Genomic DNA, 21,959 nt, shown 5'->3' on the forward strand with positions numbered 1-21,959 from the left:
TTCGAAAAGAAATTACATCTATACTTGGTTACACCAATAATCCATATAGGATTATTGATAGTATTCCAATATCAGTGTGTAAATTCGGTAGAGCTAGGTTTCACAAAACATTTAGAGGATATGGTACAAACTATGTATAGTAAATGCCCCTCTAAAAAGGAAACTTATTTTGGCTATAAACTTCATTTACTTGTATAGAATTTACATAGTAAAACTTAATTTATACATGTACAAATATGCAATGCTTCTGGGCATTTTGGACATGTATAAATTAAAGTCTTTACTTAAATTTCTATAAGTCTTGATGGATTTTAAACTGATTTTGTCCTTACTTAAGCAAGTATTGATGACAGAAAAGTAGTATGGGATTTACTAGAATCCTATCAATCAATAACTGTATTAGGAGATAAAGGATACATCAATAGTAACATTTCTCCTGAGCTAAAGGATGAGAAAAACATTAATCTTATTCCTTTAAAAAGAAATAATAACAAAGAGCAATATCCTAAATCCATAAGACAGTTAATATTTAAAGCTAGAAGAAGGATCGAAACCACTGCTTCCCAGCTCACTGAACAACTTAATATTGAAAAAGTACTGGCTAAGTCCTTCTTGGGATTGCAAACACGCTTGGAAACCAAACTTTTAGCCTATAATCTTTGCTATTTCATCAACAAAGCATTAGGAAAAGATTCAGATTTAGCAAAGATAAAGGAATTAATATTTGGATAATTAATTCAATTATCTAATTTTAATGCTAGTATGAGGGTCTTTTTGACTTGTTTCATTACCATAATATTCCTTATGCTAAAAATTTAAAGTAGCACAAGGAGTTAACTTTAATCAAGTATTATAGAAATTTAAGTAAAGACCTTATCATTGTGAAGGTTGAAGGTTTTATCCTTGCTTATAGATTTATAAACGTTGAAGATTTATTCTAAGAACTTGCTGTCAGCAGCTAGCAACTCCAGTTTTCTTTTATTTCTTATATAGTTGGAAATTTTTACATATTATTATTTTGTATATATTTTTTGCTATTGTCTATAATATATAATGTCGGGAACATGACGGTTGAGCCAAGATTCATATATACTTTACAAAAAGGGTATATATGGATCGACCAAAGATTATATACGGGTCTGTTTGGCTGGTATATAGTCGGAGGAAAGATTCTATATAGTTGGGGAAAGGTTGTATTACAGTGGTACCTTAATATTATTGTAATAGGATCCCAACCTATTATATAGGGTCGAACTAAGATTCTGTATGGTGTCGATGTAGTATTTTGGAAAACCATTATGCTGCTAATGATTCTATTTAGTCGAAAGATTTCGTAGGATTATTAAGATATGATACAGAGTCGAACGAACCATCATTACAGGTAATGATTTACTTAAACTTAGTCGAAAAATTTTGTTTAGGTGATAAGGTATCTCTAATGGTGCAAGGTAGATCGTTATGTTCTCGATCTATTTTTTTATTTGTAAAACAAATGCTTCTTCGACACATTCTAAGTTGCAAGTATTAGGGTCTTTCTAGTAAGTTTTTTTTTAAATAATTTTCACCAATATTTTATTGGTGATAGTTTCGATTTTCTTTCCAACCCTCTATTTTACTTTGTTTTAGCTATGCAATTTCTTGCAAAAAAAGTTTAAACTCCTTAACAATAAAAAAAGCGTCATCAGACGCTCATTATCTCTACATATTAGCAAAGGAAAATATTATACTTGAAAACATGCCGAAAACCATTAGTGCTGCTATAGTTATTGCTATAGCTTTTTTCGTTTTATGATTCATAAGGCTTCACCTTCCTTTATTTTTAATATGGTTTCTACAGCAATTATTTAAGAAGGAAAAGGAAATATTAAAATCTCTAGGGTGAAAATAGCTTGTCATGTCAATTTATATTATATATTATAACTTATTTTTACATTAATTCTCAACAATAAAAGCTTATTATATAGATTTCCTATAGTATAAATTAAAGTCTTTACTTAAATCCCTATAATTATTTTCTCATAATAACACCATTTTTCCTCTCCTAATCAATAGAAAACCATGTTTTTCCAGTATTTTTAGTCAATTTCTCCTTTTAAATAGCTTATCCATTCACTTTGCATTTCTATAACTGATTTTTTGTATATCTCCATAAAAATACTTTTTATCTTATCTTCTGTAGGTTTATTCGGTAGCAGCTTAAACAACTCTTTAAATTGCTCAACTGAATATCTTTTCAATAAAAATGTTACTAATGAACCATTGGCTATATAATCATTTTTCCCACTAAAGCTCCTAAGCAGCGTGCTTATATCCTTTAATTCATCCTTTATCATAAGCTCCCTGGCTAAATCATCAACAGGTCTGTTTAAAACAATAGGCGAACCTATTTCATAGCTTCCAAAATATATTGATAGACCCTCTCCTAAGGACATATTATAGTTAGGATTGAAGTTATGCTCAACTGCATGACAGGTTTCATGAAAATCAAAGGCTTTACCTATGGTATATACTGAATTAGTATTTGCTTTATAGGTTCCAAGAGCATAATAATCATTTGTATTATATGCAAGCTCATATATTTCTTCTGGATATGTACAAATATAAAAATTCAATTTTTCTTTTACATCTACACCAAAAAACTTTTCAATCTCCATTAATCTCTTTTCTTGCAATCTTATTTCTACATGGGATATTTCCATACCTTCTTTATAATTATATACTGTTCTTTCAGTTTCTTTCCTTAGCCATTTTGTTTCAGAATCTAATTCTAATTTTACCTTTATTTTATTACTGTTAGAGTCAATATTTTTATACGATATTAAGGGTTTATATCCTTTTTTAGTAAATACTATCTTATATTCTCCTGAAAATACTCCTTGTATTTCAAATTCTCCGAATTTATTAGTTTCATCCATGAAAAGCCTATTATTTTTTTGATTTAGATTTATCATTATTACATTGACATCTGCTCCATTTAACTCATCATTATATATATCTGTAACCTTACCTTCTACTTTAAAAACATCTTTGGATGACAAGTAATCAATAGTTTTAATAACCTCTAAATTTTTAAGACTATTTAGTGGGCTAAAATCTGTTATTCGATTGTTACATAGATTTAATATCTTTAAACTAATATTATTCTTCAAATCACTTATATCATATATTTGATTCCCTGATAAATTCAAATCCTCCAAATTAATAAGATTAGCAATAGTTTTTATTTGTTTGATTGCATTATTCTCTAGAGATAGGCTCTTAAGATTAATGTTCTGTTCTAAGGGAGTTATATCAGAAATATAATTATCATCAATATATAAGCTTGTAAGGTTTGACATGGTCGTCAAAGGCTCCAAGGTACGTATATTGTTATTGCTTAAATTTAAATATTCTAAATTTGTTAATGGAGTTAATGCTCCTATATGCCATATATTATTATCCGATAGCGATAGAGCAGTCAGCTTTTTTTTATTATTTAAAATATTAATATTGTAAATTTGGTTTTTATCTAAAAATAATTTCTGTAAACTTTTAACATCTTTTAATCCATCTATATCCTTTATTTTGTTAGATCTCAAATCTAGATATTCTATCTTATCCATTTTATCTAATAGAGGAATGTCTGATATATCATTATTTGATAGAGTTAATAATTTTAAATTACTCAAAGCAATAATCCCTTGCAAATTGCTTATGGAGTTATTGTCAAGTCTTAATTTCTCTATATTTTTAAGCTCTTTTAAAGGTTCTATATCAACTATTTCATTATTATTCAGATAAAGTTCCTTTAGATTAGTTAAATTAGCTAAAGAACTGATATCTCTTACTCTATTATTAATTAAATTTATATTTTCTAAATTTTTAAGATTGGTTAGTGGATTTATATCATAAATTTCATTATAAGCTAATCTCAACTGAGTAAGCTCCCTTAGCTTACTTACAGGCTCAATGTCCTTTATTTTATTAGCCCATAAGCAAAGATATTCTAAATTTGTTAAACTAGCTAAAGGACTTATATCAGTTAATCTATTACTTCCAATCCTTAAAGCTTTAAGGTTTTTAAGCTCTTTCAATGCTTCAATATCACTAATTTTATTACTATCCAAATCTAATTGTTCTAAATTAGTAAGATTTTTAATTGGAGTAATATCTCTAATATCATTCTTCCATAGATTTAGATATTTAAGCCTATGAAGTTTTGAAAGTGGTTTTATATCTGTAATATTGTTTTTGCTAAGCAATAGTTCCTCTAAGCTAGTAAAATGCTCTAATCCGCCCAGACTAATTATATCTTTATCAGAAGCATGAATCTTTCTTATATCCTTTACTTCCTTATATAATATATCTCCTTTAGGCTTGTTTATTATAGCCCGAATTACAGCTTCCAAATTTGAATCATCAAATTTTATAATTTCCTTTTCCATATGGCTATTAATCACTACTATATCTTCACAATATCCTTGAATAAGCATAGAAAATATAATTATAATAGCCAAAGAAATTAATACTATTTTTTTCAAAATTTGCCCCCCTTAATTATTCACTCAATAAGTTCTTTTTGTAAATTAACTACCAACTCTAACAAATAAAATTTTCTATTTTCTAAGATGTCTTATTAGTAATTATATCCAAAACATATCAAAAATTAAAGACCCCTTATAGGGTCTTTTCCTGTACTTTTAATCTTTCAAACAAAAAATTAGGTATGCCTATAAAATCTAAACAAATCTTATACATCTCCCCAATCTTCTTAATATTTCTTATTTTCCCTAATATCTTATCAAAGGGTATTCCATCAAATCTTAGATTCATAAGCAATATGTCTTCTTTATCAAATTCCTTATCTGTTATTACTTCTAATCCCTCAAAGGAAATATTCAGCATAATTAATTCGCAAGGAGAACTTAAATTTATTAGTTGCCCTTTATGGTAATAACTATAAATAATTATTCTTTCAAAATATTGTATTTTTAGTTGTTCCTTTATGCAATCATTTTCCATGCGTCTTATACACCCCATATCTATTCTATGTATATGTTTTCTACATCTATTTTCTTCAATAATTCCATAACCTTGACCTTAAAGATTTGAAGTTCTTCTTTATCTAGAACATATCTGTCACCAATATTTTTTTCGTTTTTGATAGTATCAAGAAAAAATTTATCATGGGCTAAGTGTATCCTATAACAAATATCATTACTATCCCTTTTTCCTTTTAACACTACTCCAGGTTTATCTTCTGTCATATTGTCTACATAATCAAAAAATTGCTGTATAGTTAAACCCATTATCATTCCCCCTAAACAAAAACACTCTATGGGTTCTTAATCAATAGCAATAATAATTAAAATATTCTACATTTTATAAAATATATAGGGATTTTAAGTAAAGCATATAAAGTTGATTAATATAAACCCAAATAACTAAACTATATGTAATAATTATATGTTCTAATTTCTATTTTAATTCTTATTTTTTATTAATACCCAAAAAATATTTTGTTATATCATATATTATACCACTTATTTAGATAAAAAGGATAGGTTTTCACCTATCCAATTAATTACTTAAGTTTAATTAAAAGCTGACCAGATTTAACCTGCTGTCCCTCCGATACTAATATACTATCTATTTCACCCTTTACAGTTGATAGTATATTTGTTTCCATTTTCATTGCCTCTATAATAATAATACTTTGTTTTTGATCTATCTGATCTCCTTCTTTAACAAGTACCTTAGTTATTGTTCCTGGAATAGAAGCTCCTATTTCCTTACTATTATTAGGATCTGCCATAACAGTTATTTCTCGATTCTGTGCTTCTCCATAGTTTTTATCTAATACCTTAATTTCTCTCCTATTACCATTTACTTCAAAAACAACTTTTCTAAATCCTTCTTCGTCTATTTTACCAACTTCCACAAGCTTTATAATCATTATTTTTCCTTCTTCTAACTCAACTTCGCTAATTTCTCCTTCTTTTAGCCCATAGAAAAATACATGACTTTCAAGATTACTTAATTCTCCATACTCCTGTAGAGATTTTAAATAATCACTATATACCTTTGGATAAAGGGCATAGCTTAAAATATTTCTCATATTTACATCCATATTAAATTCATCTTTTAACTTTTTAGCTATTTCATCAAAATTTGCAGGTTCTAATATTTCACCTGGTCTGCATGTAATAGGTTCTTCTCCCTTTAGAACTATCTTTTGAAGCTCCTCTGGAAAACCTCCAAGGGGCTGACCCATCATGCCTTTAAAGTATGATACTACAGAATCTGGGAAGGTTAAACTCTTTCCTTTTTCTAATATGTTATCTTTAGTAAGCTCATTCTTTACCATAAATATAGCTAAATCCCCTACTACCTTAGATGAAGGCGTAACTTTAACTATGTCTCCCAGTAATTCATTGACATCTTTATACATTTCCTTTACCTCATTAAATAGATGCCCCATTCCAAAACTTTCTACTTGAGGTCTTAAGTTGGAATATTGTCCACCAGGTATCTCATATCTATAAATCTCAGCTGTTCCAGACTTAAGTCCTGATTCATAGGCTTCATAAACCTTTCTTACATCTGCCCAGTAATCCGAAATTTTTTGTATATTCATAAGGTCTATACCTGTATCATATTCAGTGTTTTCTAAGGCAGCAACTATAGAGTTAAGAGCTGGCTGGCTAGTAAGCCCTGACATAGAATTAAAGGCAGTATCTACTATATCTACACCTGCTTCTGTTGCCATTAAAAGAGTAGCTACTCCATTTCCACTGGTATCATGGGTATGAAGATGAATAGGTATTGATATTTCCTGCTTTAACGCTTTAATAAGCTTAGTGGCAGCATAAGGCTTAAGTAGTCCTGCCATATCTTTGATACCAAGTATATGAGCCCCCATTTTTTCAATTTCTTTAGCTAAATCTACATAGTATTTCAATGAGTATTTATCACGTCTTGTATCTAAAATATCGCCAGTATAGCATAAACAAACCTCAGCTATTTTTTCAGTTTTTAGAACTTCATCTAAAGCTACTTCCATACCTCTTAGCCAGTTTAAGGAATCAAATATTCTAAAAACATCTATTCCCTTTTTAGAAGCTTCATCAATAAAAGTTCTAATTACATTATCTGGATAGTTTTTGTATCCTACTGCATTTGATCCTCTTATAAGCATTTGGAAAAGTACATTTGGAATCCTTTCTCTAAGAGCCTCCAATCTTCTCCATGGTGATTCCCTTAAAAATCTATATGCAACATCATAGGTTGCTCCACCCCACATTTCAAGGGAGAATAAGTCCTTACCATATACTGATGTTGCTTCAGCAATCTTCACCATATCCTTAGTCCTGACTCTTGTGGCAATTAATGATTGATGTGCATCTCTAAATGTTGTGTCAGTTAGTAAAAGTTTTCTTTGGTTCTTTATCCAATCAATTACTCCTTTAACACCTTTTTCTTCCAGCAACTGTTTTGTGCCCTTTAAATCATTATTAATACAAGAAATTTTAGGCACCTGAGGAATGTCATAATCCTTCTTAGTACCCCTTATCTCATTTACAACCTTCTCTCCGATATATTTTAATATTTTCGTTTCTTTATCCTTTTTAGGTCTTATATCAAATAATTCTGGTGTTTGATCTATAAAATGGGTGTCACAATGACCACTTAAAAACTTCTCATGATTAAGAACGTTTATAAGGAATGCATCATTAGTTTTTACACCCTTAATATTTGTTTCTTTTATAGACCTTACAGCCTTCCTAGCAGCATCCTCAAAGGTTCTAGACCAAGATATTATCTTAACAAGCAGACTGTCATAGTATGGCGAAATTACAGAACCAGTATAACCGTTGCCTCCATCAAGTCTTATGCCAAAACCTGAGCTAGTTCTATAAATATCTAATCTTCCCGTATCAGGTGCAAAATTATTAAAAGGGTCTTCAGTGGTTACACGACACTGTATAGAATATCCTCTAGTTTTAATAGATTCTTGTGAAGGAATATTTATCTTATCTGAGTCTAAAGCATATCCTTTAGCAATTTGAAGCTGACTTTGTACTATATCTATTCCTGTCACCATTTCAGTAACTGTATGCTCAACCTGTATTCTGGGATTCATTTCAATAAAATAATGATTTCCATGCTTATCAACTAAAAATTCAGCTGTACCTGCGCTTTCATAATTTACTGCTTTTCCAATCCTTAAAGCATCATTACATATTTTTTGTCTAAGTTCATCACTTATTGCTATGGCTGGTGCAAATTCTACTATTTTTTGATGTCTTCTTTGTATGGAGCAGTCTCTTTCAAATAGATGAACAATATTACCATACTTATCTCCAAGAATTTGAACTTCAATGTGTTTAGGCTCTTCCAAATATTTTTCTATAAAAATATCATCTATTCCAAAGGCCTTCTTAGCTTCATTCTTGGCACTTTCAAACTCCCTGCTTATGTCTTCTTCACAGTGTACTATTCTCATTCCTCTACCGCCACCACCAGCAGCTGCCTTTAGTATTATAGGGTATCCATATTGATTAGCAAAGGCTACAGCTTCTTTCTCTGAAACAATAGGTTTATCTACACCTGGTATGGTGGGTACTCCCACGCTTTTAGCTAGAAGCTTTGACTTTATTTTGTCACCTAAATTTTCTATAGTCTCACTGGTTGGTCCAATAAATTCAATACCAGCTTCTTTACACTTTCTTGCAAATACTGGATTTTCAGATAAGAATCCATAGCCTGGATGTATAGCATCTACACCTTTTTTAAGAGCAAGCTTTATGATTTCATCCATACTTAAATAAGCCTCTATTGGCTTTCTTTTTTCCCCTATTAAATATGATTCATCAGCCTTAGTTCTAAAAAGTGAATATTTATCTTCCTTTGAATAGATAGCAACAGTTCTTATTCCCAATTCCTTACAGGCCCTAAATACTCTTATTGCTATTTCCCCTCTGTTTGCAACTAATACTTTGTTTATTTCCCTTGGCATATTCTCCCTCCTTAAAGCTTTTCTAAACAATTGAGCAAATTGCACAATTATCATTAAAGTTAATTCTTGTTAAGGTTGTTTATGTTAAATTTTATAAAGCAAATTATATATATATGCATTTTAAAAGCAAATTTAACTTCATATAAATCTAAACATTTGCGAATGTTTTTAGCATTTATTATATATATTGTTTGCCTATATGTCAAGAACTTTAAGGTTATAAAATAATATTTACCTCATGTCATTATTAGAATAATATATATGATTAATCTTTGATTTAGTAATTTTATATTTACATATATGAATTATTATGTATGTATAATTATTAACTACTTAAAATTTAAGCCACCTTAAAAACTTAATATGTAAATCAATCATCATTATAATTAGCAAAACAACCCATATAATTTTTCTTTACTAATTAATTTAATCACCAATATCTATTTAATTATTTATGATTTTTATGGATTATATTGTATAATTATATTACAGGATAAAGGTGTCTTATGACGTATTTTAGTTGTAAGTACTAGGATCTTTGTGGTAAGTAATTTGAATCAATATTCTGTTGCTAGTAGTTTTAGTTCCTTTTATAGTCTTCTATTTTAGCTATGGTTCAAAAAATGCTTGAGTTCCTCATCATTAAAAAACTCTATATATACTTTTCCAAGATTTATCTTCAAAATAGTCTTAATTAATCTGCTATAAATTTACGATAGGAGATATACAATGGCTAAATTCAAAAAAATATTTTTAGGTACAATGATTGTCACCATATCGTCTCAATTTTACATTGACATTCTTCTTTCAGATTTTCGTATTACATGTGCTATTATAGCACTGGGGTTATTTTTGTACTTGAATGAAGATATAAATCCAATTATTATGGGAATCACAGTATCATTTTCAACATATATTTGGCGTACTATAATTCACTTCTTAACATATGGATTTGATGCTAAAATTATAGGAGCCTATACCCCAGAAATATTCTTTTATATAGTTTATGGAATATTATTTTGGAAATTTATACACAAACGATCTCTTTTTCGAGTAAATCTAAATCTTTTTTTCCTTATGACTACTTTCTGCGATTTCACTTCAAATATTGTTGAAATATCTATTCGTATTATTTATTATAACCATAAGTTTTATTTTAATATTATAACCTTCTTGCTACTAGTAGCTTTGATTCGTTCAAGTGCAGTTTGGATTATCCTTACAATTTTAAAATACTATAAAATGCTAATATTAAAGTCTGAACATGAAAAAAGATATAGGAAACTCCTTTGGCTTACAATGATTTTAAAATCTGAAATGTACTGGATGGATAAGAATATGGATAAAATAGAAAAAGTTATGACGAACTCCTATAAGCTATTTGAAGATATCCGTGATGGTAGAAATTCTGATAATTGGGCTAGCAGCTCAGTAAAGATAGCCAGTGATGTCCATGAAATAAAAAAAGAATATGAATTAGTTCTTCGAGGTGTACAAGAAATCACTAACAATCGATATAAAGATAATGGAATGTACTTTAAAGATATCATAAGTATATTAGAAGAAAAAATGCAAAATGAGATTAAATATAAAAATCTTCATGTCAAAATCTCTGTTGAAAGAGGACATGACTTTTATACTGATAAGCATTACCAGCTCATGTCCATATTTAGAAATCTTCTTATGAATGCTTTCGAAGCTATTGATGAAAGTAAAGGTACATTAGATATTAAACTTATCCATAAAAGCCTTAAATCGGAACATCTCTTTAAGGTTATTGATAATGGCAAAGGTATATCTAAAGAAGATATAGAATTTATTTTTTCTCCAGGCTTTTCGACTAAAATCGATTATGAAACTGGATATATAAATCGTGGTCTAGGCTTAAGTCTAGTTAAAGATGTTGTTGAGAATCATTTCAAAGGATATATAGAGGTTGAATCATCTTTAGGATCTGGAACATCTTTTAGTATCTACATCCCTAACAATGAAATTGAGGTGAGCAAATGAAATATTTCATAGTTGAAGATGATTTAAATATTATAAGAGTTTTAAGTAGAATAATCAATGACAGGGATTTAGGAACCGTTGTTGGCTACTCATTAAATGGAAATAAAGCTTCTGATGAAATCTTCTGCCTAAAGCCAGATATAGTCTTGGTAGATTTGTTTATCCCTGATAAAGATGGCATTTCTATTGTTAAAGAAATTATAAGAAAAGATCCTAGTATTGCATTTATTATGATCTCTCAAGTTTCTTCAAAGGATATGATTGCTAAAGCCTATGAAAGTGGCATAGAATTCTATATTCAAAAACCTATTAATGCAGTTGAAGTTGAAAATGTCATTGCCTATGTAAAGGAAAAAATTAATAGTGAACGAAAACTCAATGAAATTAAAAAGCTCTTTAACATCGAAATTCCTGCCAAAAACAATCATGAAAAGCTTGATTATGAAAAAAAACTAAAATATGTTTTGCAAAAAATCGGTATAATGGGTGAAGCTGGCACACAGGATATAATTAAAATTATAAAATTCTTAATTGATTCAAATGTAAATCTATCTAATTTTACGATTAAAGAAGTATGTTCAAGGTTTAGTAATAATCCAAAGACTGTTGAACAACGAATTCGTCGTGCTGCAATAAAGGGTATGGTAAATCTGGCTCATCTTGGTATCGAAGATAATTTAAATGATACCTTTTTGGAATATTCAACTGGTCTATATAACTTTAAAGAAATCAAGATTGAAATGGACTATATCCGTGGCAAAGGAAAAATTCGGGGTAAAGTTAGTATTAGAAAATTTATAGATGGATTGCTATACTATAGCAAAAATTAATAGTTTGATTTTTCCAAATTTTTTAAATAATTTTAGTAGTATTTTGTAACCTTCTGAAACTTCATGAAACTCACCACTTATAATTATATAAATGGTGAATGAAAGGAGTGGTCAAGAAGGTTTTTTTATTTCATACAATAATATAAGGAGGTTATTTATGGAATTATTAAATGCAATTATAGCTAAGATTAATAGCTTTGCATGGGGAGGTTTGATGATATTCTTTCTTGTCGGCACTGGCTTCATACTTACTTTAGGAACTAGGGTAGTGCAGTTTAGAAAGCTTGGTTATGCCTTCAAATTATTATTCTCAAAGGACACACAGGGAGAAGGGGATATTACGCCCTTTCAAGCATTAATGACTTCTCTTGCTGCAACAATAGGTACAGGAAATATAGCTGGAGTTGCAGGTGCAATTGCTGCTGGAGGCCCAGGTGCTGTATTCTGGATGTGGATTACTGCAGCATTTGGTGGTGCAACCAAATATGCAGAAGCACTTCTTGCTATCAAATATAGAATTACCAATGAAAAAGGCGAAAAATCTGGAGGTCCTATGTATTACATAAAACTAGGGATGACAGAAAAATTTGGTGGTAATTGGTCTTGGCTTGGTTGGCTCTTTGCATTATTTGGAACAATAGCTGCCTTCGGTATTGGTAATATGGTTCAAGCAAATTCGGTTGCTCAATCAATAAAAACTTCCATTGGACTCTCTCCTATCATATCAGGTGCAATAATAGCAGCAGCAACTGCCCTTGTTATACTTGGCGGAATTAAAAGCATAGGTAGAGTTACTGAAAAGGTTGTTCCTTTTATGGCAATAATATACGTTATTGGTTCATTAATCATTTTATTTAAAAATGCAGCCCTAATACCTACAGCATTTGGTATGATATTTGGAAATGCTTTTTCTGCAAAGGCTGTAGGCGGTGGTTTAGTTGGTACTGTTATAAGATATGGGGTTGCTAGAGGTGTATTCTCTAATGAAGCAGGTCTAGGTAGTGCTCCAATTGCCCATGCAGCTTCTCAAAATAACGATCCTGTAAGACAAGGTATTATCGGTTCATTAGGTTCCTTCATTGATACATTAGTAATTTGCTCAATGACTGCAATAGTTATTTTAGTATCGGGCTTAGTAAATATAGACCCTAATACTGGTTTTATGACTATAGTTGATGATTTAAGCGGAGCTGCATTAACTACAAAGTCCTTTGATATAGCCTTCCCAGGTATTGGTGGTATGATAGTTGCATTCGGGCTAATTTTCTTTGCATTTTCCACTATTTTAGGTTGGTATTATTATGGTTCAAAATGTCTTGAATATATTGCAGGTGTTAAAGCTATTGAATTTTACAAATGGATTTGGGTTGCTCTAGTTTTCCTTGGTGCAATTTACAAGGTTGATTTCGTATGGAGCATTTCAGATACCTTTAACGGTTTAATGGCAATTCCAAACTTGATTGGTTTACTTGCCCTTAGTCCATTGGTATTTGCGATGACACGTGATAGCGAACAAAAGGATCAAGACAATCTTGCTCCTTAAACCTTAAGCAAATTAAATGAGGCATATGCCTCATTTAATTTTACTTTTCATATAACAGTCTAATATTTCTCTAATCATTCAATTTTACGGTTTCTAATAAATTTCTCCTCATACACATATCAACTGACAGTTCCTTTAATCCTCTTTCATTAAAATATATAGTTATATATGAATCCTTAATCCCTTTCACTATTCCCAATCCAAATTTTTTATGTCTTACAATACAGTCTATATCCAGTGGAATAAAGCTATTTCTTTGTTTACTTCTATTTGCAAATGTTTCTATTTCCTTTATAAATCTTGAGTACTCTACCTCTTGATTATTTTTATACTCTACTGTTAACAGCATCAGTTCTTCCTTAGCTCTAGTCATACCAACATACCATAATCTTCTTTCTTCTTCCAATGCTAAAGAATCTCCCATAGAATCTAGCTTAATACTATCTTTAGTAGGAATTTCTCCTTCTATTAAATCTATCATAAATACTTTTCTAAATTCCAGACCTTTAGATGAATGAAGGGTAGATAATGTTACAGCACTTTTTTTTCTATTGCCCCTAGATTCATGCATGGCCCTTTTTAAATTATTAAGCTTATCTACAAATTCCTGCATTGAATGAGTTCCATAGGCTAATTGTTCAAGAGTATTTAAAATATTACTTAAATTATCAATAGAGTAACCTGTAAGTTCTGCATAACTATCAAGCCTTTCTTCATATTTTAAATCATGTCTAATGAACCGAATAGCCTCCAAGGGCCTTTTAGCTTTTAAAGTTTCAAAGTCTTCTTTAAAAGCCAATAGGTTCCTTTTCTTAAATTCTTTCATATATGGATAGCTAACTAAGTTGTCAAATACTGATTTATCTCTATTTTGCTCTTTAAGATATTCTAACTCTTTTTTTGATATATAGGAATTAAATTTTGTATAAATCGATTCTAATAAAGGAACACTTGTATCATCATAAGAAAATCTAACAAAATTAAGGATATCATTTAAAATCCAATGGCTAAAGAAATTTCTATGATAATCCTTCATATAAAATTGAATATTCTCTTCACATAACCTTTGGGCCAATCCTATTCCTGATAAATTATTTCTATATAAGATTGCAATATCATCTAAAGATTTATCTAATTTTATTGAACTTATTATATAATCCAGCTGCTCTTTTTCATTAGAAAGTCTAACTATTTTGACTGGCTCATTTTGGGGATTTTCAGTAATCATTTTCTTAGGATATCTCATGGAATTATTACCTATAAGCTCATTACTAATATCTACAATATTTTTGCTTGAACGATAGTTTTGCTCCATGAATATAATCTTAGCATCAGTATATCTTTTTTGAAAATCAAGCAAATATTTAGGATCAGCTCCTCTAAAACCATAAATTGATTGGTCATCGTCACAAACTATAAATAAATTGTTCTGAGGATAAGCTATTTTCTCTACTATTCTATTCTGAATAAGGGATGTATCCTGACCTTCATCCATCATAACATATTTATATTGTTTTTGATATTTTCTCAACATATAATCGTTACTATCAAGGATATTATTTGCTTCAATAAGCATATCGTCAAAGTCTAATAAAATCATACCATACTCATTATTTCTTTTATAATTCTCATAGGCTATAAAAATTTCATCAAAGTTTTTAGTATTAAACTTATATTTCTTAAAGTCTCTAATATCAATCATAAAATTTTTAACAAAGCTTATTGAATTTAAGAGTTCATCTAATTTATCATCATTAATACTGCTCCTATTTACATCCCTATATATTTTTTGTAGTATGTATCTTTTATTATAGTGTGTCTTTACCCCTTCAATAAGCTCGTATTTAATTCTATTTATATGGTAATAATGTCTAATTATTTTATAGGAAAAGCTGTGAATAGTAGAAAAGTTAATGTCTGTTGTTATTATTCTGCCATAGGTATCATAAAACCTATCACTCATATCCCTCGCTGCTGCCTTGCTAAAGGTAAGGGCAAGTATATTTTCTGGTTTAACCTTATATCTGAATATTAAATAAGCTATATGGGCATTTAAAACTGTAGTTTTTCCACTTCCAGGGGTAGCTAAAACCAAGACTGGGCCTTTCTTATGCAAAATAGCTGTTTTTTGTTTATCATTAAAATCCATATTAAATTCTGCTTTAAGAAAATCAAAAAATTCAAAACTCATAATAATTTCTCCCTATGCTACACCTTTTATCTTTGTATTTCTATAAATTTCCCATAGTTAAACTTAATTTATACATATCAAAATATCCAAAATTTTTAGGAATTTTTGATGTGTGTAAAGTTAAAGTCTTTACTTAAACCCATGTATAGGGATTTAAGTAAAGACTTTAATTTATACATGTCCAAAATGCCCAGAAGCATTGCATATTTGCACATGTATAAATTAAGTTTTACTATGTAAATTCTATATCACGAGTTTTTTTGTAAAAACTTAATCACAGTCATTAATATACTAAAAGTTACAGCGTCCTTGAAGGTTCGCAAATCTAGTCCTGTAATATTTTGTATCTTATTCAAGCGATAGATCAAGGTATTACGATGAATATATAATTTCCTAGCTGAATCACTTATATTTAAATTGTTTTCTAAAAACTTAATAGCTGTTAAATGAAGTTCATTATCTGCTATTATTTCCTGTAAATTGCAATTTGAACATATGGATATATCTTTTAGTGTGGAAGCATCTAATTTGTCAATCAATATAGGCAAAAGCAAGTCATTGTAATTATATACTTTCCTATAATCAATAAAACTATTTCCTAATTTTATCATTAACTTTGCCTTCTGATAAGACTCATAAAGATAACTCAAATTATGTGCTATTGTCCCCACACCAATAATAGGCTCATATAAAAGCTCAGAAAAAATAGTATCATAAATACTTTGTCCAAATTCCTCATCTTCCATATCACTGTTAACTACTCTTATAAATGCTAATGTATTACTATTTATTCTTATTAGCACTTCATCAGGATGGATATTTGTAATTATACTTTCTACATCATTTATAATATCCTCCGAAAGTTTAATAACAATAGCTCGAGTCTTTAAATCATATCTCATATCAAATCTAATACAAATTTCCTTTATTTCCTCTTCATCAAATTCCTTTAATATAATACCTTTTATAAATTCCTCTTTTGTTAAGTTATTCAAATTCTCCGATAAAAAAAGTCCTATAACCTGTAATAATCTTCTATTTTCTGTTGTATTACCTTTTATTGAAATTATCAAGTTTTTCCCATAATCCGTATTAATTAAGTAATAGAGCCTGTCTTCGATTGATAAAACTTCATCATTAATTTTGTTTTCCTTTAATGACGTATCGTATTCTCCTACCTTCTCAACATTTGTACTATCTATAATATAACCTTTCTCATCTAAAAGACTTATTTCTTCATCTACTATATTTTGAAATCTTGAAAGCAAAAATCCTATTCTTCTTATATCCATAAGTAATCCACCTATCTAGAACAAATGCGTCAGATGACGCTTTTGTCGCTACAAGTTTCATGTTTCAAGTTCTAAGTTTTTCAAGTAATTTTTTTAGGCCTTTCTTTATATTAATTATACATAAATTATTAATTAGAGTAAATTATATCCTTTTCATTAATTCTTTTCTCAGCTTTTCAAATCCAGGCTTTCCAAGAAGTGCAAACATGTTTTTCTTATAGCTCTCTACACCTGGCTGATCAAAGGGATTTACACCTAATAGATATCCGCTTATTCCACATGCTTTTTTAAAGAAATATATTAGCTTTCCAAAATAATATTCATTCATTGTTGGTATATTTATTATTAGATTTGGTACTCCTCCATCCACATGAGCAAGAAGCGTCCCTTCAAATGCCTTTTTATTTACAAAATCCATTGACTTCCCGCTTAAGTAATTTAGATTATCTATATTTGCTTCATCATCGGTTATTTTTATATCTTCCCTTGGATTCTCTATATTTAAAACTGTTTCAAAAATATGTCTTCTGCCATCCTGTAGATATTGTCCCATTGAATGAAGATCTGTTGAAAAGTCTACCGCTGCAGGGAATATACCCTTTCCATCCTTTCCTTCACTTTCTCCATATAGCTGCTTCCACCATTCTGACATATAATGAAGGGAAGGCTCATAATTTACTAAAACCTCTATTATTTTTCCTCTATTATACAACACATTTCTTATTGCTGCATATTGATAACACGGGTTTTTATATAAATCTTCCTCCATATATTCTTCTCTTCCAATCTTTGCTCCCTCCATGATATTATCAATATCTAATCCTGCAACTGCCATTGGAAGCATCCCAACAGGTGTAAATATTGAAAATCTTCCTCCAATATCATCGGGTATAATAAAGGCTTCGTACCCCTCTTTGTTTACTAATTCCTTTAAAGCTCCTTTTATTTTATCAGTTGTTACAAATATCCTTTGTTTTGCTCCTTCTTTACCATATTTTTCTTCTATATATGTCTTTAGTATTCTAAAGGCAATTGCTGGCTCAGTTGTCGTTCCAGATTTTGATATTACATTTATACTTACTTCCTTACCTTCTATTACATCAAGTAAATGTTTTAGATATGTGCCACTTATATTGTTACCAACAAAATATATTTCGGGTCCCTGCCTTTTATCTTGAGAAAGTACATTATAAAAAGAATGAGAAAGAGCTTCTATTGCTGACCTTGCCCCCAAGTAAGAGCCACCTATGCCTATTACAATAAAAACCTGTGAATTATTTCTAATTCTACATGCAGCTTCTTTTATTCTTTCAAATTCCTTCTTATCATAGCTTATAGGGTAATCTATCCACCCTAAAAAATCACTTCCTGAGCCTGTCTTATTATGAAGCATTTTATGGGCTTCTAAAACTGATCTTCTCGAATTTTCTATTTCATGCTTTTTTAAAAATGAATTCGAATAATTAAATGTAATATTTTTCACAATACCCCTCCTACAGATTTTTAGTTATAAACATTTAAATTATATCAAATTAATATATAAACTAAAATTATTATTTATAATTGAGTAAATTGCATAATTATGACTTGTTAAAATTGCATGATATATATGATATTGATTTGAGGATTTTAAAACTATATGTAGTAGTGAGTTTTTAGGTAAGATAATTATGAAATTTGCTCAATTAAAAAAGTAGAAAGTAATAATAACTTTTCTACTTTTTTATCTATATTAAAATATCGCTTTCTCAGTTTCTTTATCAAATATATGGATTTTGTTCATATCAAAATATATTTTTACATCATCTCCTATTTGAGGATTGAATGTGGGCTTAACTCTTGCAATGAGTTTCTTAGAATCAATATCGAGATATAGGTATGTTTCAGAACCCAGCTGCTCTTTAACTTCTACCTTTGAAGTTATAAAATCAACTTTATCCCTTGTATTGGATTCGTTCTTAATATCCTCTGGTCTTACACCTAATACTACTTCTTTATTGATTTGATTATTTTTGCGTAATACGCCAGCCTTATCCTTCGGTAGTTTTACTGTATTATTTTTAAACTTAAAACATAATTCATCATTTTCTTCATAGAGCTGACCATCCAAAAAGTTCATTTGTGGGCTACCTATAAATCCTGCAACAAACATATTTGATGGTTGATTGTATATTGTTTGAGGATCTGCCACCTGTTGTATTATTCCATCCTTCATAACAACTATCCTTGTACCCATTGTCATTGCTTCCGTTTGGTCATGAGTTACATATATAATCGTTGTTTGAAGCTTTTGATGAAGCTTACTAAGTTCAGCTCTCATCTGTACCCTAAGCTTTGCATCTAGGTTTGATAGTGGTTCATCCATTAAGAATACCTTAGGTTCTCTAACTATAGCTCTTCCTAAAGCTACCCTTTGTCTTTGTCCACCAGATAACTGCTTCGGCTTTCTCTTCAATAAGTCTTCTATCCCTAAAATGGTAGCTGCTTCTTCTACTCTTTTCTTTATTTCATCCTTAGGAACTTTTCTCATTTTTAATCCAAACGCCATATTGTCATAAACTGTCATGTGTGGATATAAAGCATAATTTTGGAATACCATAGCTATATCCCTATCCTTTGGAGCCACATCATTTACTAGGTTATCTCCTATATACATCTCTCCAGATGATATTTCTTCAAGCCCTGCTATCATTCTTAAAGTAGTAGACTTCCCACATCCCGATGGGCCTACAAATATAATAAATTCCTTATCCTCTATTTCTAAATTAAAATCCTTCACAGCATGAAATCCATTAGGATATATTTTATTTATTTTTCTCAAATTTAATCCTGCCACTTTTATCTCTCCCTTTTTTTATTTATACTATAATTCTACTATAAAGCTACTAACGAATAAATTGACAAAGGTTACAAATATAAAAGCTGCTATTGTACAAAATATACAATGGCAGCTAAAGTCTCCACCCTTATTTTAAATACTACTTCCATAACAAAAGATACAATCTATAAAGCATTACAACAGCCTGTACTCGATTGGCTTTTTCTGTTGGAGCAAACCTTCCTTCTTCATTTCCCGTAACTATTCCTTTTCTTGCTGCTAATTCTACTGAAGCTTGTGCCCATGGTGCTATATCCTTAATATCCTTAAAGAAATTTATTTTTTTATCTTCCGCTAAATCCACTGATTCTTTTTGTAATACTTTAGCTATTATTTTAGTCATTTCTTGCCTTGTTATATTCCCTTTAGGATCAAATGTTCTTTCACTTCTTCCATTAATCAATCCATTTTTATATGCTACAGCTACTGCTTTATAGTACCAGCTGCCTTCATCTACATCTTCAAAGGGTATGTAATCATCACTTTCTGATTTATATCCTAACATTCTAGTTATTAATGCTGCGAATTCTGCCCTTGTAATATTTTCATGTGGATCAAACTTAGTATCAGTTCTTCCATTTACTATTCCTTTACATACCATGATTTCTACTGCATCCTTTGCCCAGCTATAGCCATTTAAATCAGTAAATTTATTTTTTGATAATCTAACAAAATATTTACATAAGTGACTTGTTTTAAAGCTTATCCTTTGTTTATCAATATTCCATTCTCCAGATACGGCTTCTATCCCTCCATCATCCTTTAAAAGATATATTGTTATGTCTTTATTGTCTCCTATATCACCATTGTAATGAAAACTTATTTTCATTGGACTACTTAAAACTTTTATTTCCTCTCCTCCAACTATTGCTTCAAACATTGCTTCTATACTATTTTCAGGCTTATCTATCGTATATTTTCTTCTCCTAATCTTTAAAATTATCTCCTTATCCTTCATTTTTTCGTTAAAGGTATCAGGTTCTATATTAAATGAAGCTATTTCTGTTTTTACTTCTAATTTGTCTATTCCTTTTTTGAATATATTCTGCAAAATGCCCTTTGGTAAATATATTTGGATTTCATCTTTACATTCATTAATCATATCTATAGTTATTGTATTTTCTTTGCTTAATTTGTTATTTATTTTGACTACAGACTCAATTATGTCATTAGAAATACCATCTATTTCTTTTGCATCTTGGATTTCACCTATTATTTCTAATGCTATAGCCACAGTTCTTGACGCAATATACATTGCTTCACTCTCTACTTGCTCTTTATCTATTTCATCCACTGCTTTTACCAAAAACTTCAAAAGCTCTGATAAAATTTCAACTGTTTCCTTTTTATTTACCTTAGATTCTATTCTTTCCTTAGCTTTTTCAATAATTTTAGTAATTTTAATAATATAGTCTATTAGGTCTTCAGCATCGTCTTCATTTTTTATTTTTGAAAAGTTATCATCTAAAATACCTATAACGTTATTCAATGATTTCAGAATTTTATTTTCACTAGTTTTTGAATCCTTCACAGCTTTCCACGCTTTTTTAATTTCATCTTCTATATCTTCTAGCTCTTCACTGTCAGCACCGATGTCTATGCCTAAATCCATTGTATATAACCATCTTATATAATCCCCTTCTTTTACTTCAACGCTTCCAGCGCTAATTTTGGGAAACTCACCATTTACTGAAAACATCCACCCACTCTTGGCTCCTTTATCGAATTCCGACTGCCCATCTATGCTTTTTACATATTCATCCTCAATTTTATATTGGATATCCTTATGATTAAGTACTCTCTTTAATACATCTAAAACCGTATCATTTTTTTTAAACTCTACCTCTGTTTTAGAAAGTATTCTTCCCTCATAGCCTTTCACATAAACATATACAACTTCCTCTTCTTCCTGTGTTGAAAACGAAAATTTCTCCTTTTTTCCTTTTATATTGATTTTTCCCTTATATTCTTCATCTTCCTTGGCTTTAAAATCGAATTTAAAATTTCCTTCCTTATCAGTAATATCTTGGTTAATATAGTATTTTCTATCTTTATCATAGATTTCTATTGCTATAGGTTCTTTTTCATAACTTGATTCTACTTTTATATCTACATCACCATCATCGTCAACATCTATATCAACACTAATTCCTGCAAAGGATTGTAGAGTAAAACAAAATATTAATAGTATTGTTAAAATTGTTTTTTTCAAGACTC

The 21,959-nt window shown here is 29.7% G+C and carries 12 protein-coding genes and 1 pseudogene; 4 read left to right on the forward strand and 9 right to left on the reverse strand.

The window, feature by feature from the left end; genetic code table 11:
- Positions 1-732, forward strand: a pseudogene (locus BUB36_RS20670) (transposase); the annotation flags it as partial.
- A gap of 1,343 nt (positions 733-2,075) precedes the next feature.
- Here BUB36_RS20670 and BUB36_RS13900 read toward each other — a convergent pair.
- The 4 genes from BUB36_RS13900 to BUB36_RS13915 form a co-directional block, all read right to left on the reverse strand.
- The gene (locus BUB36_RS13900) at positions 2,076-4,520 is read right to left on the reverse strand and encodes a leucine-rich repeat domain-containing protein (protein ID WP_073151467.1); all 2,445 of its coding nucleotides are present in this window, start codon (positions 4,518-4,520) and stop codon (positions 2,076-2,078) included.
- A gap of 136 nt (positions 4,521-4,656) precedes the next feature.
- A complete protein-coding gene (locus BUB36_RS13905) occupies positions 4,657-5,001 on the reverse strand; it encodes a hypothetical protein (RefSeq protein ID WP_073151470.1) in 345 nt (114 codons plus the stop codon).
- A 20-nt stretch (positions 5,002-5,021) separates the two neighbouring features.
- Positions 5,022-5,288 (reverse strand): hypothetical protein, encoded by a 267-nt coding sequence (locus BUB36_RS13910; protein ID WP_073151473.1) that lies wholly within the window; start codon positions 5,286-5,288, stop codon positions 5,022-5,024.
- A 275-nt stretch (positions 5,289-5,563) separates the two neighbouring features.
- Positions 5,564-8,998 carry a pyruvate carboxylase gene (locus BUB36_RS13915; RefSeq protein WP_073151475.1) on the reverse strand — a complete coding sequence of 1,145 codons (3,435 nt, stop codon included), beginning with the start codon at positions 8,996-8,998 and terminating at the stop codon, positions 5,564-5,566.
- A gap of 729 nt (positions 8,999-9,727) precedes the next feature.
- Between BUB36_RS13915 and BUB36_RS13920 the strand changes: the two genes are divergently transcribed.
- The 3 genes from BUB36_RS13920 (at position 9,728) to BUB36_RS13930 (ending at position 13,381) form a co-directional block, all read left to right on the forward strand.
- A complete protein-coding gene (locus BUB36_RS13920) occupies positions 9,728-11,008 on the forward strand; it encodes an ATP-binding protein (RefSeq protein WP_073151478.1) in 1,281 nt (426 codons plus the stop codon).
- The gene (locus tag BUB36_RS13925) at positions 11,005-11,838 is read left to right on the forward strand and encodes a DNA-binding domain-containing protein (protein WP_073151481.1); all 834 of its coding nucleotides are present in this window, start codon (positions 11,005-11,007) and stop codon (positions 11,836-11,838) included. The genes BUB36_RS13920 and BUB36_RS13925 overlap by 4 nt, the downstream gene beginning before the upstream one ends.
- A 157-nt stretch (positions 11,839-11,995) precedes the next feature.
- A complete protein-coding gene (locus BUB36_RS13930; protein ID WP_073151484.1) occupies positions 11,996-13,381 on the forward strand; it encodes an alanine/glycine:cation symporter family protein in 1,386 nt (461 codons plus the stop codon).
- A 70-nt stretch (positions 13,382-13,451) separates the two neighbouring features.
- On the opposite strand, the gene BUB36_RS13935 is transcribed toward BUB36_RS13930, so the two are convergent.
- The 5 genes from BUB36_RS13935 to BUB36_RS13955 all read right to left on the reverse strand — a co-directional run bounded on the left by BUB36_RS13935 (position 13,452) and on the right by BUB36_RS13955 (position 21,954).
- Entirely contained in the window at positions 13,452-15,572 is a 2,121-nt protein-coding gene (locus BUB36_RS13935; RefSeq protein WP_073151487.1) for an ATP-dependent helicase, read from the reverse strand.
- A 248-nt stretch (positions 15,573-15,820) separates the two neighbouring features.
- Positions 15,821-16,864 carry a PucR family transcriptional regulator gene (locus tag BUB36_RS13940; RefSeq protein WP_073151490.1) on the reverse strand — a complete coding sequence of 348 codons (1,044 nt, stop codon included), beginning with the start codon at positions 16,862-16,864 and terminating at the stop codon, positions 15,821-15,823.
- A gap of 142 nt (positions 16,865-17,006) precedes the next feature.
- Positions 17,007-18,347 carry a glucose-6-phosphate isomerase gene (locus tag BUB36_RS13945; protein ID WP_073151492.1) on the reverse strand — a complete coding sequence of 447 codons (1,341 nt, stop codon included), beginning with the start codon at positions 18,345-18,347 and terminating at the stop codon, positions 17,007-17,009.
- A gap of 249 nt (positions 18,348-18,596) precedes the next feature.
- On the reverse strand, positions 18,597-19,700 hold the full coding sequence (locus tag BUB36_RS13950; RefSeq protein ID WP_073151495.1) for an ABC transporter ATP-binding protein: 1,104 nt from the start codon (positions 19,698-19,700) through the stop codon (positions 18,597-18,599).
- Between the two features lie 142 nt (positions 19,701-19,842).
- Positions 19,843-21,954, reverse strand: a complete 2,112-nt coding sequence (locus tag BUB36_RS13955; protein WP_073151497.1) for an S-layer homology domain-containing protein — start codon at positions 21,952-21,954, stop codon at positions 19,843-19,845.
- Positions 21,955-21,959: the final 5 nt, after the last annotated feature.

Origin of the sequence: Paramaledivibacter caminithermalis DSM 15212, from assembly GCF_900142245.1 — a bacterium.
In the GTDB taxonomy this organism is placed as follows: Bacteria; Bacillota; Clostridia; order Peptostreptococcales; family Caminicellaceae; genus Paramaledivibacter; species Paramaledivibacter caminithermalis.

Excerpts from the sequence above, each read along its gene's own strand:
- BUB36_RS13905 (WP_073151470.1), bottom strand. The coding sequence starts at position 5,001 with ATGGAAAATGATTGCATAAAGGAACAACTAAAAATACAATATTTTGAA.
- BUB36_RS13910 (WP_073151473.1), bottom strand. The coding sequence starts at position 5,288 with ATGGGTTTAACTATACAGCAATTTTTTGATTATGTAGACAATATGACA.
- BUB36_RS13915 (WP_073151475.1), bottom strand. The coding sequence starts at position 8,998 with ATGCCAAGGGAAATAAACAAAGTATTAGTTGCAAACAGAGGGGAAATA.
- BUB36_RS13920 (WP_073151478.1), top strand. The coding sequence starts at position 9,728 with ATGGCTAAATTCAAAAAAATATTTTTAGGTACAATGATTGTCACCATA.
- BUB36_RS13925 (WP_073151481.1), top strand. The coding sequence starts at position 11,005 with ATGAAATATTTCATAGTTGAAGATGATTTAAATATTATAAGAGTTTTA.
- BUB36_RS13930 (WP_073151484.1), top strand. The coding sequence starts at position 11,996 with ATGGAATTATTAAATGCAATTATAGCTAAGATTAATAGCTTTGCATGG.
- BUB36_RS13935 (WP_073151487.1), bottom strand. The coding sequence starts at position 15,572 with ATGAGTTTTGAATTTTTTGATTTTCTTAAAGCAGAATTTAATATGGAT.
- BUB36_RS13940 (WP_073151490.1), bottom strand. The coding sequence starts at position 16,864 with ATGGATATAAGAAGAATAGGATTTTTGCTTTCAAGATTTCAAAATATA.